Genomic DNA, 15,760 nt, shown 5'->3' on the forward strand with positions numbered 1-15,760 from the left:
TCAGGTCTCTTTACTGGCTAGCCAGGTTTTCAGCACCTTCAGATCGGCCTGATAACTCGTTTTGATTTCATCAACCCAGTCTTCAATGTTTTCCCACCAGGCCGGCAGTTCAGGCGACTGCGCTTTCTGGGCCACTTGCTGAATACGCTTCAGTCCGATGGAACCCGCGGCTCCCTTGATCTTGTGCGCTTCAAACTTAATGCCGTCCTTGTCTTTCGCCGTCATATTCGAATCCAGAATCGCCAGATACTCAGGCATCATTTTTTCGAACATAGCCAGAGAATCATACACAGGCTGAGCACCAACAATATCGACATAGGAGTCCAGCATCTCCAAATCCAGCAGTTTGCTCAGCGTATCTTCGCTCAGACGGCTCTCGTCCGCTATCACAGGCTCCGTGCTATCCGTCTGGCTGGCACCCTGCTGTATCAAAGCCTGAATCACAGTGTTAATCGCCTTGACGCTGAGCGGCTTACTGATGGCATCATCCATGCCCTGATCCAGATATTCGTGCTTGTCTTTAATCACATTGGCCGTCAGCGCTACCAGTGGCGGCAGCTGGCGATAACGCGCACGCAGGACTTTGGCGATTTCAAAGCCGGTCATATCCGGCAATTGAATATCCAGCAGCACCAAATCGTACTGACCCGGTGTAAACACCTCCAGGGCTTCATCCCCGCGCATTGCCACCGTCACCTGGTGCCCCAGGCCCTCCAGCAGGGCCTTGGCAACCGTGATATTCAGCTCGATATCTTCCACCATGAAAATGCGCAGTGAACGCTGTGCCAATTCGGGCAGCTCTTCATCTTCAACAATCTGCTCAAGCACAGGGACACAGATAGTGACGGTGAACGTACTGCCTTCCCCGACTTCGGAGCTGACCTCAATATCCCCGCCCATCATGTTCACCAGCTGGCGCGATACCGCCAGACCAATGCCGGTGCCGACGGCGTGCAGATTATCCTGGCCCTGTTTGACCTGATAATACATGGCAAACACTTTATCCAGCTCAGACTCAGGAATGCCGATCCCGCTGTCTTCGATCTCAAAGGTGATTTCCGCCTGCTGGTTGTCCAGCAGTTCGCTGCTCACAGACAGAATGACCCCGCCTTCCTTGGTGAACTTGGTCGCGTTGCTGATCAGATTCCACAGCACCTGGCGCAGCCGCGTCCCGTCGACCTGAATATAGGGCGGTAAATCCGTCAGTTGCTCCAGATCGAATCGCAGGCCCTTCTGCTCGGCCATCAGGCCGGAAATGTTGCCCATCTCTTCGATAAAGGCATCGAAATCCAGCGGCGTTGGCAACAACTCCAGACGGCGGCGATCCGACTTGTCCATGTCGATAATGTCATTGAAGATATTGCCTAGAGTAATGGCGCTGACATAAATCGTCCGCATATAGCCGCGCTGCTGATCATTGAGCGGGCCTTCCAGCAGCATCCGGCTCAATCCAACGATCCCGTTCAGCGGTGTCCGTAATTCATGGCTGATGGTCGAAATAAACGCGGTTTTATCCCGGCTGGCTTTCTCCTGAGCTTCCTGATATTGCTTGCGCTCGGTAATGTCGCGACCAAACCCCATCAGACCCAGCCGGCGGCCATCGCGGCTGTAAAAAGGCACTTTCCGCAACTCAAAAATGGCTTTGCGGCCATCAGGATATTCCAGCCACTGCTCATAGGTCAGCGAGATATTTTGCGTGAAAACCTGTTGATCGGTTTCCACGATCTTGACCGCCACCTCTTCACTGTATACATCCCAGGGGGTCAGGCCGACCAGCTCTTGTTCTGTTCTGCCGGTTAATTCAGCCATCGCCCGGTTACAACCCGAAAACTCGTTCTTTTCGTTACGGTAATAAATCAGATCCGGCGACGCATCGAGAAAGGACTTCAGCAAGGCGCTTTGCTCGGCCAATTCCAGCTGGGCACTCTCCCGCTGTGCCACCTCGTTCTCCAGATCCTGCATCGCAATCCGGCGCTCTTCTTCTGCCTTGATTCGCACTTCGATCTGCTGATTCAGCTCAGTAATGTTATCTTTCAGCTGCTTGTTCAGGGTCAGATCCCGGGAGCGCATTTCTTCTAACTTGGTCACCAGCTTAGACAGCCGCTGACGGGAGTCTTCCAGCTGATCCACCACCACAGACAGAAAATAAACCGCCCAGGGAGTGATCAACAGGCCAAAAAAAACAGAGCGGACAATATCGATATCCAGAACTTCGCCCTGCAGTGCCAGAGTGACCCCCACCTGGACCACCACAGCCAATGCCACCAGAGCTAACGCCAGCAGCAGGCTGAAGCGCACGATGCCAAGCTTCACCAACAGGTCGACATAGAACTGCGCCAACATTTTTATTTGTTTCATTGTGATTCCTGCTACAACAAAATGCTGCCCTCAGGCAGCATTAAAACTCATCTGATTCAGCCATCAGGCGGGTGGTATTCCGCCCGTCGGCTTTTGCTTTGTAAAGCGCTTTGTCTGCCATGGCAATCAACTCGCCGTAATCCTGATTCGGCATGGGTGTCATGGTCGCCACCCCCAGACTGACCGTCAACATGTCACTGATGTCGGAAAAGCCATGAGGAATGGCTTTTTCAGCCAGTTTATTGTGGATTTTGCCTGCCACGGTTTGCCCGCCCGCCAAAGGTGTATTTGGCAGCAAAAAGGCAAACTCCTCACCGCCATAACGGGCGACTTCATCGGTTTCCCGCCGGATCACGCTGTCGAACACTTGGGCCACTTCCTGCAGCGCATGATCGCCCTGCTGGTGGCCGTAATTATCGTTGTAAGCTTTAAAACTGTCGATATCACAAAGAATTAATGTCAGAGGCTGTTGCTCGCGCATATGGCTGTGCCAGAGTTTACGCAGCTGTTCATCAAAGCTGCGGCGATTGGCCACTTTTGTCAGGCTGTCGACAAAGCTGAGCTCCTGCAATTCCATGATGGCGTCGGCCAGCTGCTGCTCAGCCTGCTTACGCTCTGTCACGTCCCGCGCGATCAGCAACACGCCGGCTGAGCCGTCGGTCGGATCGCGATACGGGGATTTCACGATTTCATACCAGACCGGTTCACCGGTTTCGAGAATGACATAGGCATCCGTCTTCACGGTCAGACCGTCTCTCAGCACTTTGATGTCGGTCTGATAAAACTCCTGCAGCATCTCAGGATCAATCACATTGCGGGCTGTCTTGCCGATCAATTCTTTGGCACTGAACCCCAGTACTTTGGCAAACGGTTCATTACAGCCAACATAGACGCCGTGTTCATTGTACAGACCAATCGGATCCTGACTGGCATTGAGGATGGAGTTGAGCAGGGTGTTGCGCTGAGCCAGGATCTGCTCCGTGACTTCCCGCTTCTCTATCTCCTGCTTGAGGCTTTCCTGCATCTCGTGCCAGTCGGTCACGTCGTGGCTGATACTCAGGGTGCCTATGATCAGACCGTCTTCATCTGTCATCACGGTTTTATTGGTTTCCAGCAACCGGCTGGCCCCATCCGGCGCCGTGGTCCAGGTATGAATCACAGGCGTCTCGCCAATGCCGGTCGGATCGCCCTGTATCAGTCCCTCTTCCCGGCGGCCGCGCCAGAAACGATCAAAGGCGGTATTGGTGCCGATGATATTGCCGGCCTTATCCTGAAAATACACCAGCTCTGACAGTGAGTTCAGGACGCGCTGGAAAACGCGCTGCTCTATCTGAACGTAAGGGCTCGCCGGGCTGGTTGGCGCAACAAAAAACAGTAACCAGGCCGATTGCCAGCGATAGCTGAGCAACTGTCCGGAGATCAGCACCCGGATGGTCGAATGGCCGAGTTGCAGTGTTTCTTCTACGTTTTCAAACCCCGTGCCCGGCTGTAAGGGGCGCAGGACATCGGCCATCATCCGCGCGCCAATCCCTTCCGGATAGTAAAAGCGGTTCTCCACTTTACTGACCCCCAAAAGTTCCCGGCAGCTGGCATTGGCATAAAACAGTTCGCCATCTTTACTGCGGACAATGGCCGCTGCAATGGGAAGCCGGGAAATGGTGGCATGGAGACGCCGAAAGGCCAGACTGCCCAAATGATGCACTATCCAGGCCGCCAGTGAAGTTAAAACAGCCACCAACAGAAATGTCATACCTATGACTGACATATTCAGCCCTTCTTCAGCTATCCCCCATACCGGTAAAGCGGTACAGGCAAGGATAGCAAACGCCATCATGTTCACTTTCTGCATGCTGTTTCTTCTCCCCGCAGTCTTCCCTGGCGGTTCCGTGTAGGCCATCTTGGCTCTGCAATACTCAACCGCCAATTTAACACAGTTGCAAGAAGGTGCTGCATGTCGCGGATTTTTAAAATGCCAAAAAGTGATGTTTGACACTCCAGAGCGTCAAGGATTCGACACTGATTACATTCATCATGACAGAGCAATCTGCTAGTACGGAATCTAAATCACATTTCATCATGCCAAAAACACAATCTGAAATAAAATAACCACAAATACAACTATAAATTTCCCATCAAAAAATCTCCTCCCCTCACCACAATGCGTAACAATTCATCAACATTATTAAATAGTGAATCTTTAATCATAATTTTAACTAAACCGACCAGAGTTTTAGCCCGCACTACAACTAAAGTCGGATTTAGTGATAGTAATTCAGCCAACAGATCTGTAATATATTTTCATTGTGTGCATTATATAACCAGATTGCCATCCGCCAGGATGGCTTTCATGTCTTTAGCGTGCTGGCTTAGTCCTGCGCCTGAGACCGGCTGCCTCCCTTCAGATAAGGCAGCCCTCCTGCGGTCAGTCACGGGCAAGATGCCCGCCTGACCAAGACATGCAGGTCTATATAAAAATAAATAGGGAACCGCAGACGGAGGAACCGTCTGCTCTACACTGGAAGGATGTAGTTATGACAGATCAAGTGTTGAATGGTCAGGGGCTTTATGTCCCTGAAATGGAGCACGATGCCTGTGGTATCGGCTTTGTTGCCCATCTCAAGAACCGTAAGTCCCACCAGGTCATCACTCAGGCACTGGACATGCTGGCTCGTATGGAGCACCGGGGCGGTCAGGGTTGCGACCCCTGCAGTGGTGACGGTGCCGGTATCCTGCTGCAAAAACCCCATGAATTCCTGTTGCAGGAATGTCAGAAAATTGGCCTGGCACTGCCTGCCTTTGAGCAGTATGGCGTCGGAGTCATCCTGTTTCCGAAAGACGAAGACAAACGTGAACAGTGCCGCGACATTCTGGCCCGCAACGCCCAACGCCTGGGCCTGAGCGTACTTGGCTACCGCGTACTGCCCACAGATAACAGCATGATTGGTGCCGATCCCCTCAGTACTGAGCCGCAATTTGAACACGCCTTCGTCACCGGCGGCAGCGATATGCCGCAGGAAGAACTGGAGCGCAAGCTGTATGTCCTGCGTAACTACACGGTTCGAGTCTGTCTGGAAAGCGTGACCAACATTGGTGACGATTTCTACATTAACGCCTTCTCCAGCAAAACCTTGGTATACAAAGGCCAGCTCACGACAGAGCAGGTGCCGCAGTATTTCCTCGATCTGCAAAACCCGTCTATGGTCAGTGCCTTAGCACTGGTTCACTCGCGTTTTTCCACCAACACCTTCCCGAGATGGCGTCTGGCGCAGCCTTTCCGTTATATCGCCCATAACGGTGAAATCAACACGGTGCGCGGTAACCTGAACTGGATGAAAGCCCGCGAAGCCTTGCTGCAATCAGATCTGTTCAGCGCAGAAGAGCTCAACATGCTGCTGCCGATTTGCCAGGAAGGAGCCTCGGACTCGGCCAACTTTGATATGGCCCTGGAACTCCTGGTGCTGTCCGGCCGGAGTCTGCCCCATGCACTCATGATGCTGATCCCGGAAGCCTGGCAGGAAAATCCGGCCATGGATCCCAAACGCCGTGCGTTCTACCAGTATCACGCCAACCTGATGGAGCCCTGGGATGGCCCGGCTTCTGTCTGTTTCACGGACGGTGTGCAAGTGGGTGCCACTCTGGACCGTAACGGCCTGCGTCCGTCTCGCTATACAGTGACCAAAGATGATTTCCTGGTCATGGCCTCAGAGTCCGGTGTGGTTGATATCGCCCCTGAGAATGTCCATTTCCGTGGCCGTTTACAGCCCGGCCGTATCTTTGTCGCGGACCTGGAACAAGGCCGTATCGTCTCTGATGACGAAGTCAAAGACAGCATTGCCTCTGCCAAACCTTATGAAGACTGGGTGAAGAACAACCTGCTTCACCTCAGCGATCTGCCTGAGGCCGATTACAGCCACACCCAGCCTGAAGCTGAAAAATTGCTGCATCAGCAGCAGGCTTTTGGCATCAGCAATGAAGAAGTCAACGAAATCATTCTGCCAATGGCCGGTGACGGTAAAGAGCCGCTGGGATCCATGGGGGCGGACTGGCCGCTGGCGATTCTGTCACACCAGTCGCAGCATTTATCCCATTACTTCAAGCAGCTGTTTGCTCAGGTGACCAACCCCCCGATCGACCCGATCCGTGAACGTATGGTGATGTCACTGAACACCTATCTGGGTGAAGATCAGAACCTGCTGAGTGAAGGCCCGTCGCACTGCCAGAAACTGGAGCTGAACTCACCGGTTCTGAGCGATGCCGAGCTGGAAAAACTGCGCGCCATCGACAAGCCCCACCTGCAGGCCAAAACCCTGGATATCGTCTTTAAGGCCAGCGACGAAGCAGGCAAACTGGAACAAGCACTCAACCATCTGTGCCAGCACGCCGAAGATGCAGTCAATGACAGCTACTCGATCCTGATCCTCAGTGACCGCGCCGTCAACTCACAGCATGCCCATATTCCGGCCATGCTGGCTGTCGGGGCGGTACACCATCATTTGATCCGCAAAGGGCTGCGTGCCAAGTGTGATCTGGTGGTTGAAACCGCCGATGCCCGCGAAACACACCATTTCGCCACCCTGATCGGCTACGGTGCCAACGCGATCAACCCGTACATAGTGACAGAAACCATTGTCTCGCTGCAGCAACGTAACAAGCTGGACAAAGACGTCAGCGCTGACAAGTACTTCAGCAATTTCCGCAAAGCCGTGAACGGCGGTCTGCTGAAGATCTTCTCCAAAATGGGAATCTCGACCCTGCAGTCCTACCACGGTGCACAAATTTTTGAAGCACTGGGGATCAGCAAAGCTGTGGTCGACAAATATTTCACCGGTACTGTGTCACGGATTCAGGGGCTGACCCTGGATGACATTGCCAAAGAAGTGTTGATTCGCCACCGCATTGGTTATCCGCTGCGGGATATCCCATTGCAAATGCTGGATGTCGGCGGTGTCTATCAATGGAAACAACGTGGTGAAAAACACCTGTTTAACCCGACCACGATTTCTCTGCTGCAACAGTCTACCCGTGGCAAGGACTACAATCAGTTCAAGCAATACTGCCACGCCGTCGACAGCCAGGGCGACCACGCGGCCACTCTGCGCAGCCAGCTGCAGTTTGCAGTGGATACCAGCCGCAGCATCCCGCTGGATGAAGTCGAACCGGCTGAAAACATTCTCAAGCGTTTTGCCACAGGTGCGATGAGCTTCGGTTCGATTTCCCATGAAGCGCACTCGACCCTGGCGGTTGCCATGAACCGCATCGGCGCCAAGTCGAACTCAGGCGAAGGCGGTGAAGACCCGGCCCGTTTCGAGAAAAAAGACAATGGTGACTGGGAACGCTCAGCCATCAAGCAGGTCGCGTCTGGCCGCTTCGGGGTGACCTCCTATTACCTGACCAACGCCGATGAGCTGCAGATCAAGATGGCACAGGGTGCCAAGCCGGGTGAAGGTGGTCAGCTGCCGGGTGATAAAGTGGACGACTGGATCGGAGCGACGCGTCACTCCACCCCTGGGGTCGGCCTGATCTCGCCGCCGCCACACCACGATATTTACTCGATCGAGGATCTGGCGCAGCTGATTTATGACCTGAAGAACGCCAACCGCAAGAGCCGCGTCAACGTCAAACTGGTGTCTGAGGCCGGTGTCGGCACCATCGCGTCAGGTGTCGCCAAAGCCAAAGCCGATGTGGTCCTGATCGCCGGTTTCGACGGCGGTACCGGTGCCTCGCCGATTTCCTCGATTCGCCATACAGGCTTGCCGTGGGAACTGGGACTGGCAGAAACACACCAGACACTGCTGAAAAATGGCCTGCGTAACCGGATCGTGGTGCAAAGTGACGGTCAGATGAAAACCCCGAGAGACCTGGCTGTCGCCACCCTGCTGGGTGCCGAAGAATGGGGCGTGGCCACCGCAGCACTGGTGGTGGAAGGCTGTATCATGATGCGTAAGTGTCATAAAAACACCTGCCCTGTTGGCATCGCGACGCAAAACAAGACGCTGCGTGAACGTTTCGACGGCCGCGTCGAAGACGTGGTGACCTTCTTCCAGTACATGGCCGAAGGCCTGCGCGAAATTATGGCAGAGCTGGGCTTCCGTACCATAGATGAGATGGTCGGTCAGTCACAGCGTCTGAAAATCCGTGACAACATCGGTCACTGGAAATACAAAAACCTGGATCTCAGCCCTGTGCTGCACATTGAACCGGCCCGTGAGGCCGACGGTGTCTACAACCAGTGCAGCCAGAACCACCATCTGGATGCCGTGCTGGATCGTCAGCTGATTGCTGCGGCTCAGCCAGCACTGGAGCGTGGTGAAGCGGTCAACGCTGAGTTCCCGATCACCAACATCGACCGCAGCGTCGGCACCATGCTGTCGAACGAGATCTCCAAAGTCTACAAAGACCAGGGCCTGCCGCAGCCGATGCAGGTGAAGTTCAAAGGTTCTGCCGGCCAGAGCCTGGGGGCTTTCCTGGCCAAAGGTGTGTGCTTTGAAGTCGAAGGCGATGCCAACGACTACTGGGGCAAAGGTCTGTCGGGCGGTCAGCTGGTGCTCTACCCGGATGCCAAGTCTGATCTGATTGCCGAAGACAACATCATCGTCGGCAACGTGTGCTTCTACGGCGCCACATCGGGTGAATCATTCATCCGTGGTAAAGCCGGTGAGCGTTTCTGTGTCCGTAACTCAGGTGCCCGTGTGGTGGTTGAAGGTGTGGGTGACCACGGCTGCGAATATATGACAGGCGGCGTGGCGATTATTCTCGGCCAGACCGGTCGTAACTTCGCGGCAGGTATGAGCGGCGGTGTCGCCTACGTCTGGGATCAGTTCAGCGACTTTGCAAGCAAACTCAATCCTGAGCTGGTCGACCTGGATCCGCTCGACAGCGAAGACATTGCACTGCTGAGCGATATGGTGGCGCGTCACCAGCAACTGACCGGCAGTACGGTGGCTGAAACCTTCCTCAGCAATCTGGAGGAAAACCTCAAACACATCGTCAAAGTGATGCCACGCGACTACAAGGCCGTGCTGCAAAAACGTAAAGCAGCGGCAGAAGCACAGAACAAGGAAGCACTGGAGGTGAGCCATGGGTAAGGCAACCGGATTTCTCGAGCACGGCCGTGAACTGCCGTCAAAAATTGCCCCTGAAGTACGTATTCAGGACAACAAAGAATTCGTTCTGAATGACGCGTTCGGCAGCAAAATTGGCACACAGGCTTCACGCTGCATGGATTGCGGCGTGCCTTTCTGTCACAACGGCTGCCCGATCGGCAATATCATCCCTGAGTTTAACGATGCGGTGTACCGCGACAGCTGGGAGGAAGCCTGGCATATCCTGAGCTCGACCAATAATTTCCCGGAATTCACAGGGCGTGTATGCCCTGCGCCGTGTGAGAGCTCATGCGTCCTGGGGATCAACCAAGATCCGATCACCATCTGTAACATAGAGAAGACCATTGTTGAAACAGCATACCGTGAAGGCTACGCAAAGCCGAAAACCCCGCGCAGCCGCACAGGCAAAAGCGTGGCGATTATCGGCTCCGGCCCGTCAGGCCTGGCAGCCGCAGAGCAGCTTAACAGCGCCGGCCATACCGTCACAGTGTACGAACGCGACGAGAAAATAGGCGGTCTGCTGCGCTTTGGTATTCCGGATTTCAAACTCAGCATGAGTGTGATTGACCGTAAACTGGATATGATGGCACAGGCGGGGATCAAATTTGTCGTCAATGCCCACATCGGTGTGGACATTGATGCACGAGAGCTGCGCAAACAGCATGATGTGGTCCTGCTGACCGGCGGTTCCACTGTGCCGCGTAACCTGCCGATCCCGGGCCGTGAACTGAAAGGCGTCCATTTTGCGATGGAATTTCTGAGCCAGAACAACCGCCGTGCCAACAATATGGATCTGAAAACAGCAGAGATTCATGCTGCAGGGAAACATGTGGTGGTGATCGGCGGCGGTGATACCGGCTCTGACTGTGTCGGTACATCAAACCGTCACGGCGCAGCCAGCATCACTCAGGTCGAAATCATGCCGATGCCGCCAGAGAAGCGCCCGGTGAATCAGCCCTGGCCGGCTTATCCGATGATCATGCGCACCTCCACCTCTCATGAAGAAGGGTGTGAGCGTCACTGGAATATCCTGACCAAAGAATTCATCGGCAATGACGATGGTCAGGTCACGGCACTGCGGATTGCAGATATCCACTGGAACGAAGCCAAACCCGGCGAGCGTCCTGGTTTTGAAGAAGTCCCGGGTTCTGAGCGCATCATTCCGTGTGATCTGGCCTTTTTGGCGATGGGTTTTCTGCATCCGGAACCGCAGGGTGTGCTGGCCCAGCTCAATATTGGACTGGATGAGCGCGGCAATGTTGCCACCCAGGGATTTGCCACTAACCAGCCTGGCGTGTTTGCTGCAGGTGATATGCGAACCGGACAGTCACTGGTCGTAAGATGCATCAACGAAGGCCGTGAATGTGCCCGTGAAATTGATGCTTACCTGATGGGTGATTCTAAGCTGGAAGCGAAAGACCATTCACTTATGCTATCAGAATCCTGATCAACCTTGATTTTATACTAAAATTTAAAGTCAGCTCCCAGGAGCTGGCTTTTTTATTTAAAATGAATCAGTGTTTTATCCTTTTTAACTCCAACCTCTCCTGCAAATGAAAATCACTTCCTTTTACAGCAAAAAAGTCTCAGTTTCGACACGTTCAATTGTAAACAAAATATTTCAAAAAAATAATAAACCACTATAAATCATACAGATAAATAGTTGACTTTGAATAATCCAGAATTTATGACCAGAATTAAAGAAAATTTGACCTTTTTGTAATTTGCCGTTAGTTTGAAAGTCCGCTGGACGCGAGAGTGACAATCAGGGAGATTGTCATAATTATGCAGTAACCCTGCTCAGTGGAGCAGGCGCAAGGGAGAGTTGCAATGACACTGTATGACCCAAAGCTGGAAAAAGATAACTGTGGTTTCGGTCTGATCGCCCATACAGAAGGCGAAGCCAGCCACAAGTTGGTCCGTACCGCAATATCGGCCTTGGATCGTATGACACACCGAGGCGGCATCGCTGCTGATGGCAAAACCGGTGATGGCTGCGGCCTGTTAATGAAAAAGCCGGACAGCTTTTATCAGCTGGTTGCCAAAGAACTTGGCTGGACACTGGCCCGCGAATACGCCGTGGGTATGCTGTTTCTGAGCCAGGATCCTGTTCTGGCTGAAAAAGCCCGCACGATCATCCAGGAAGAATTAAGCAAAGAGACCCTGTCTGTTGCTGGCTGGCGAGATGTGCCGGTCAATCCGCAAGTCCTTGGCCCAATAGCAAAAGATTCCCTGCCGGCTATCGCTCAGGTATTTATCAATGCACCTGCTGGCTGGAAGCCGCGGGATGTGGATCGTCGCCTTTATATTGCCCGTCGCCGTATTGAGCAACGCATTCAGGACGATTCTGATTTCTATATCTGCAGCCTGTCGACCCAGGTTATCGTCTATAAAGGCCTGTGTATGCCCGCCGATCTGCCTAAGTTTTACAAAGACTTAGGTGACTTACGCCTGGAATCTTCTATCTGTTTGTTCCACCAGCGTTTTTCGACAAATACACAACCCCGCTGGCCACTGGCTCAGCCGTTCCGTTACCTGGCCCATAATGGTGAAATCAACACCATCGCCGGTAACCGTCAGTGGGCTCGGGCACGGGCGTATAAGTTCGCCTCCCCGCTGCTGCCGGATCTGGCCACCGCCGCGCCTTTTGTCAACGAAACCGGCTCTGACTCCTCCAGCCTGGATAATATGCTGGAACTCTTCCTGGCCGGTGGTATGGACTTGTTCCGTGCCATGCGGATGCTGGTGCCGCCGGCATGGCAAAACCACCCGGATATGGATCCGAAACTGCGCGCCTTCTACGACTTTAACTCCATGCACATGGAGCCGTGGGACGGCCCGGCCGGTATCGTGATGTCGGACGGCCGCTATGCCGCCTGTAACCTCGACCGGAACGGTCTGCGCCCGGCGCGTTTTGTCATCACCAAAGACAAACTAATCACCCTGGCCTCAGAAGTGGGTATCTGGGATTACGCGCCGGACGAAGTGGCGCAAAAAGGCCGGGTCGGTCCCGGCGAACTGCTGGTCATAGATACCAAACTGGGCAAAATCTGGCATTCCGCCGACATTGATAACGACCTGATGGAACGCCACCCTTATAAAGCGTGGCTGGATACCCATGTTCGCCGCCTGGTGCCCTTTGAAGAGATGGGAGATGATCAGGTCGGCAGCCGGGAAATGTCGCCGGAAGAGCTGAACACTTACCAGAAACTCTTTGCGGTGAACCGTGAAGAACTGGATCAGGTGATGCGGGTGATCGGTGAAAACGGTCAGGAAGCCACTGGTTCTATGGGTGATGATGCCCCAATGGCCGTGCTGTCTTCCAAAGAGCGTCTGGTGTCTGATTATTTCCGTCAGATGTTCGCACAGGTCACCAACCCGCCGATCGATCCCTTGCGTGAAAAACACGTGATGTCGCTGGCCACCTGTATCGGCCGTGAAATGAACGTGTTTAACGAAACCGACGGCCATGCCCACCGCGTGGCGTTCAAGTCACCGATTCTGCTGTACTCTGACATGGTGCAGCTGTTGGGGCTGGACAACCAGCACTACCGTAACAGCATTATCGACATTAACTTCGATCCGAACGAGAAAGATCTCAAGCAGGCCCTGGTCGATCTGTGCGATCAGGTGGAACGCCTGGTCCGTGGCGGGACTGTACTTGTCGTACTGTCTGATCGGGGGATCAGTGCCGACAAGCTGCCGATCCCGGCCGCGATGGCTGTGGGTGCAGTACAGGCTCGCCTGGTGACCGCCAACCTGCGTTGTGATGCCAACATCATCGTAGAAACCGCCACTGCCCGTGACCCGCATCAGTTCGCTGTCTTGCTTGGCTTTGGCGCCACGGCTGTTTATCCGTATCTGGCATACGAGTCACTGGCACAGCAGATTGACAGCGGTGCTATCAACAAGCCCTACCGCGAGGTGATGCTGAACTTCCGTAACGGTATCGACAAAGGTCTGTATAAGATCATGTCGAAAATGGGGATTTCCACCGTCGCCTCTTATCGTTGCTCGCAGCTGTTTGAAGCCGTTGGTCTGCATTCGGATGTGGTGGCATTGTGCTTCAAGGGCGTATCGAGCCGTATTGAAGGCGCGAACTTTGATGACTTCCAGCAAGACTTGTTCAACCTGTCGCGTAAAGCGTTTGTCAAGCGCAAGCAAATCGATCACGGTGGCTTGCTGAAATTTGTCCACGGTGGCGAATTTCACGCTTACAACCCGGATGTTGTCACGACGCTGCAAAAAGCCGTTAAATCCGGTGAGTACCAGGATTATCTCGCCTTTGCCAACGTGGTGAACGAACGTCCGGCAGCAACGCTGCGTGACTTGCTGAAACTGAAAGAATCAACCAACCCGATTGACGTTGCCAACGTAGAAGCCGCCACCGAACTGTACAAGCGCTTCGACTCAGCCGCCATGTCTATCGGCGCCCTGAGTCCGGAAGCCCATGAAGCGCTGGCGATTGCCATGAACCGTCTCGGTGGTTTCTCCAACTCAGGTGAAGGGGGCGAGGATCCGCGTCGCTTCGGCACCGAGCGCAATTCCCGCATCAAGCAGGTCGCGTCCGGCCGCTTCGGGGTGACTCCTCACTATCTGGTCAATGCTGATGTGCTGCAAATCAAAGTGGCGCAAGGAGCAAAACCTGGTGAAGGCGGCCAGTTGCCCGGCCATAAAGTCACCACTGAAATCGCCAAACTGCGTTATGCCGTGCCGGGCGTCACCCTGATTTCACCGCCGCCGCACCATGACATTTACTCGATTGAAGACTTGGCGCAGCTGATTTTCGATCTCAAACAAGTCAACCCGAAAGCCCTGGTCTCGGTCAAGCTGGTATCAGAACCCGGCGTCGGCACGATCGCCACCGGTGTGGCTAAGGCCTATGCCGATCTGATCACCGTCTCAGGCTATGACGGCGGTACAGGTGCCAGCCCGCTGACCTCGGTGAAATACGCCGGCAGCCCTTGGGAGCTGGGCCTGGCGGAAACGCAGCAGGCACTGGTGGCCAATGGTCTGCGTCATAAAATCCGCCTGCAGGTGGATGGCGGCCTGAAAACCGGACTGGATGTCGTCAAAGCCGCTATTTTGGGCGCGGAAAGCTTCGGTTTCGGGACTGCACCTATGGTGGCACTGGGTTGTAAATACCTGCGGATCTGCCACCTCAACAACTGTGCAACCGGTGTCGCGACACAAGATGACACCCTGCGCCGCGATTTCTTCAAAGGCTTGCCTGAGCAGGTCATGAATTACTTTGTCGGCCTGGGTGAAGAAGTACGGACCTTGCTGGCGAAACTGGGTGTTGAAAAGCTGACCGACCTGATCGGACGTACCGATCTGCTGGAAATGGTCAACGGCTTTACGGCCAAGCAAAACAAGCTGGACCTCAGTGGTCTGCTGCATACGCCCACGCCGATGGAAGGTAAGACCCTGTACTGCAGCGAACCGAACACGCCGTTCGATACCGGTGTACTGAACCAGAAACTGGTCGATGAAGCTCTGCCAGCGGTGGAAGCTCAGAGTGGCGCCGATATATATCTGGATATCCGCAACACAGACCGCTCCTTCGGTGCCCGCCTGTCAGGTGAAATTGCGCTGCGCTACGGCAATCAGGGCATGGCGGCCAATCCCGTCAATGTGCACCTGTCGGGTACGGCAGGACAGTCATTCGGCGTATGGAATGCCGGTGGCCTGAACCTGTATCTGACCGGTGATGCCAACGACTATGTCGGCAAAGGCATGACAGGCGGTGTGATTACGATCCGGCCACCGGTGGGATCTGCGTTCAAATCGCATGAATCCACCATCATAGGCAATACCTGCCTGTACGGCGCAACCGGCGGTAAGCTGTTTGCTGCCGGTAAGGCCGGTGAGCGCTTTGCAGTTCGTAACTCAGGCACAATTGCCGTGGTTGAAGGCGCAGGCGACAACGCCTGTGAATACATGACAGGCGGTATCGTGGCGATCCTTGGCCACACAGGCGTTAACTTTGGCGCCGGTATGACAGGCGGCTTTGCCTATATTCTGGATGAAGTCGGTGATTTCGCCGGCCGGGTCAACCCTGAACTGATCGAAGCCCTGCCCCTGCAGGAACTGACGATTCATCAGGAACACCTGCGTGGTCTGATCGACCGCCATCTGGAGGAAACCGGCTCAAGCCGTGCACAGGAAATTCTGGCCAACTTTGATCAGTGGATCCCGAAATTCTTCCTGGCTAAACCGAAGTCGGCAGACGTGAACACGCTGCTGGGTCACCAAAGCCGTTCAGCTGCTGAACTCCGCGTTCAGGCACAATAAGGGAG

5 protein-coding genes are annotated in these 15,760 nt (G+C 54.3%); 3 read left to right on the forward strand and 2 right to left on the reverse strand.

All coding sequences use genetic code 11. The features are described from left to right. Together arcB and P4S53_RS21575 are read right to left on the reverse strand one after the other, a co-directional pair. Positions 1-2,358 carry an aerobic respiration two-component sensor histidine kinase ArcB gene (gene arcB / locus P4S53_RS21570; RefSeq protein WP_337114309.1) on the reverse strand — a complete coding sequence of 786 codons (2,358 nt, stop codon included), beginning with the start codon at positions 2,356-2,358 and terminating at the stop codon, positions 1-3. A 40-nt stretch (positions 2,359-2,398) separates the two neighbouring features. Continuing rightward, positions 2,399-4,207 (reverse strand): GGDEF domain-containing protein, encoded by a 1,809-nt coding sequence (locus P4S53_RS21575; RefSeq protein ID WP_337114311.1) that lies wholly within the window; start codon positions 4,205-4,207, stop codon positions 2,399-2,401. 682 nt (positions 4,208-4,889) lie between these two features. Here P4S53_RS21575 and gltB (P4S53_RS21580) point away from each other — a divergent pair. The 3 genes from gltB (P4S53_RS21580) to gltB (P4S53_RS21590) all read left to right on the forward strand — a co-directional run bounded on the left by gltB (P4S53_RS21580) (position 4,890) and on the right by gltB (P4S53_RS21590) (position 15,755). Next, positions 4,890-9,443, forward strand: a complete 4,554-nt coding sequence (gltB, locus tag P4S53_RS21580; protein WP_337114312.1) for a glutamate synthase large subunit — start codon at positions 4,890-4,892, stop codon at positions 9,441-9,443. Then, positions 9,436-10,908: a glutamate synthase subunit beta gene (locus tag P4S53_RS21585; protein ID WP_337114313.1), complete on the forward strand. Its 1,473-nt coding sequence runs from the start codon at positions 9,436-9,438 to the stop codon at positions 10,906-10,908. Before gltB (P4S53_RS21580) ends, P4S53_RS21585 begins: the two co-directional genes overlap by 8 nt. A 383-nt stretch (positions 10,909-11,291) precedes the next feature. Next, entirely contained in the window at positions 11,292-15,755 is a 4,464-nt protein-coding gene (gene gltB, locus P4S53_RS21590) for a glutamate synthase large subunit (RefSeq protein WP_337114314.1), read from the forward strand. Positions 15,756-15,760: the final 5 nt, after the last annotated feature.

This window comes from Photobacterium sp. Hal280 (assembly GCF_037162255.1).
GTDB lineage: Bacteria > Pseudomonadota > Gammaproteobacteria > Enterobacterales > Vibrionaceae > Photobacterium.

What these genes read in the sequence shown, in the direction of transcription:
- gltB (WP_337114314.1), top strand. Translation starts at nt 11,292, where the DNA reads ATGACACTGTATGACCCAAAGCTGGAAAAAGATAACTGTGGTTTCGGT.
- P4S53_RS21575 (WP_337114311.1), bottom strand. Translation starts at nt 4,207, where the DNA reads ATGCAGAAAGTGAACATGATGGCGTTTGCTATCCTTGCCTGTACCGCT.
- arcB (WP_337114309.1), bottom strand. Translation starts at nt 2,358, where the DNA reads ATGAAACAAATAAAAATGTTGGCGCAGTTCTATGTCGACCTGTTGGTG.
- P4S53_RS21585 (WP_337114313.1), top strand. Translation starts at nt 9,436, where the DNA reads ATGGGTAAGGCAACCGGATTTCTCGAGCACGGCCGTGAACTGCCGTCA.
- gltB (WP_337114312.1), top strand. Translation starts at nt 4,890, where the DNA reads ATGACAGATCAAGTGTTGAATGGTCAGGGGCTTTATGTCCCTGAAATG.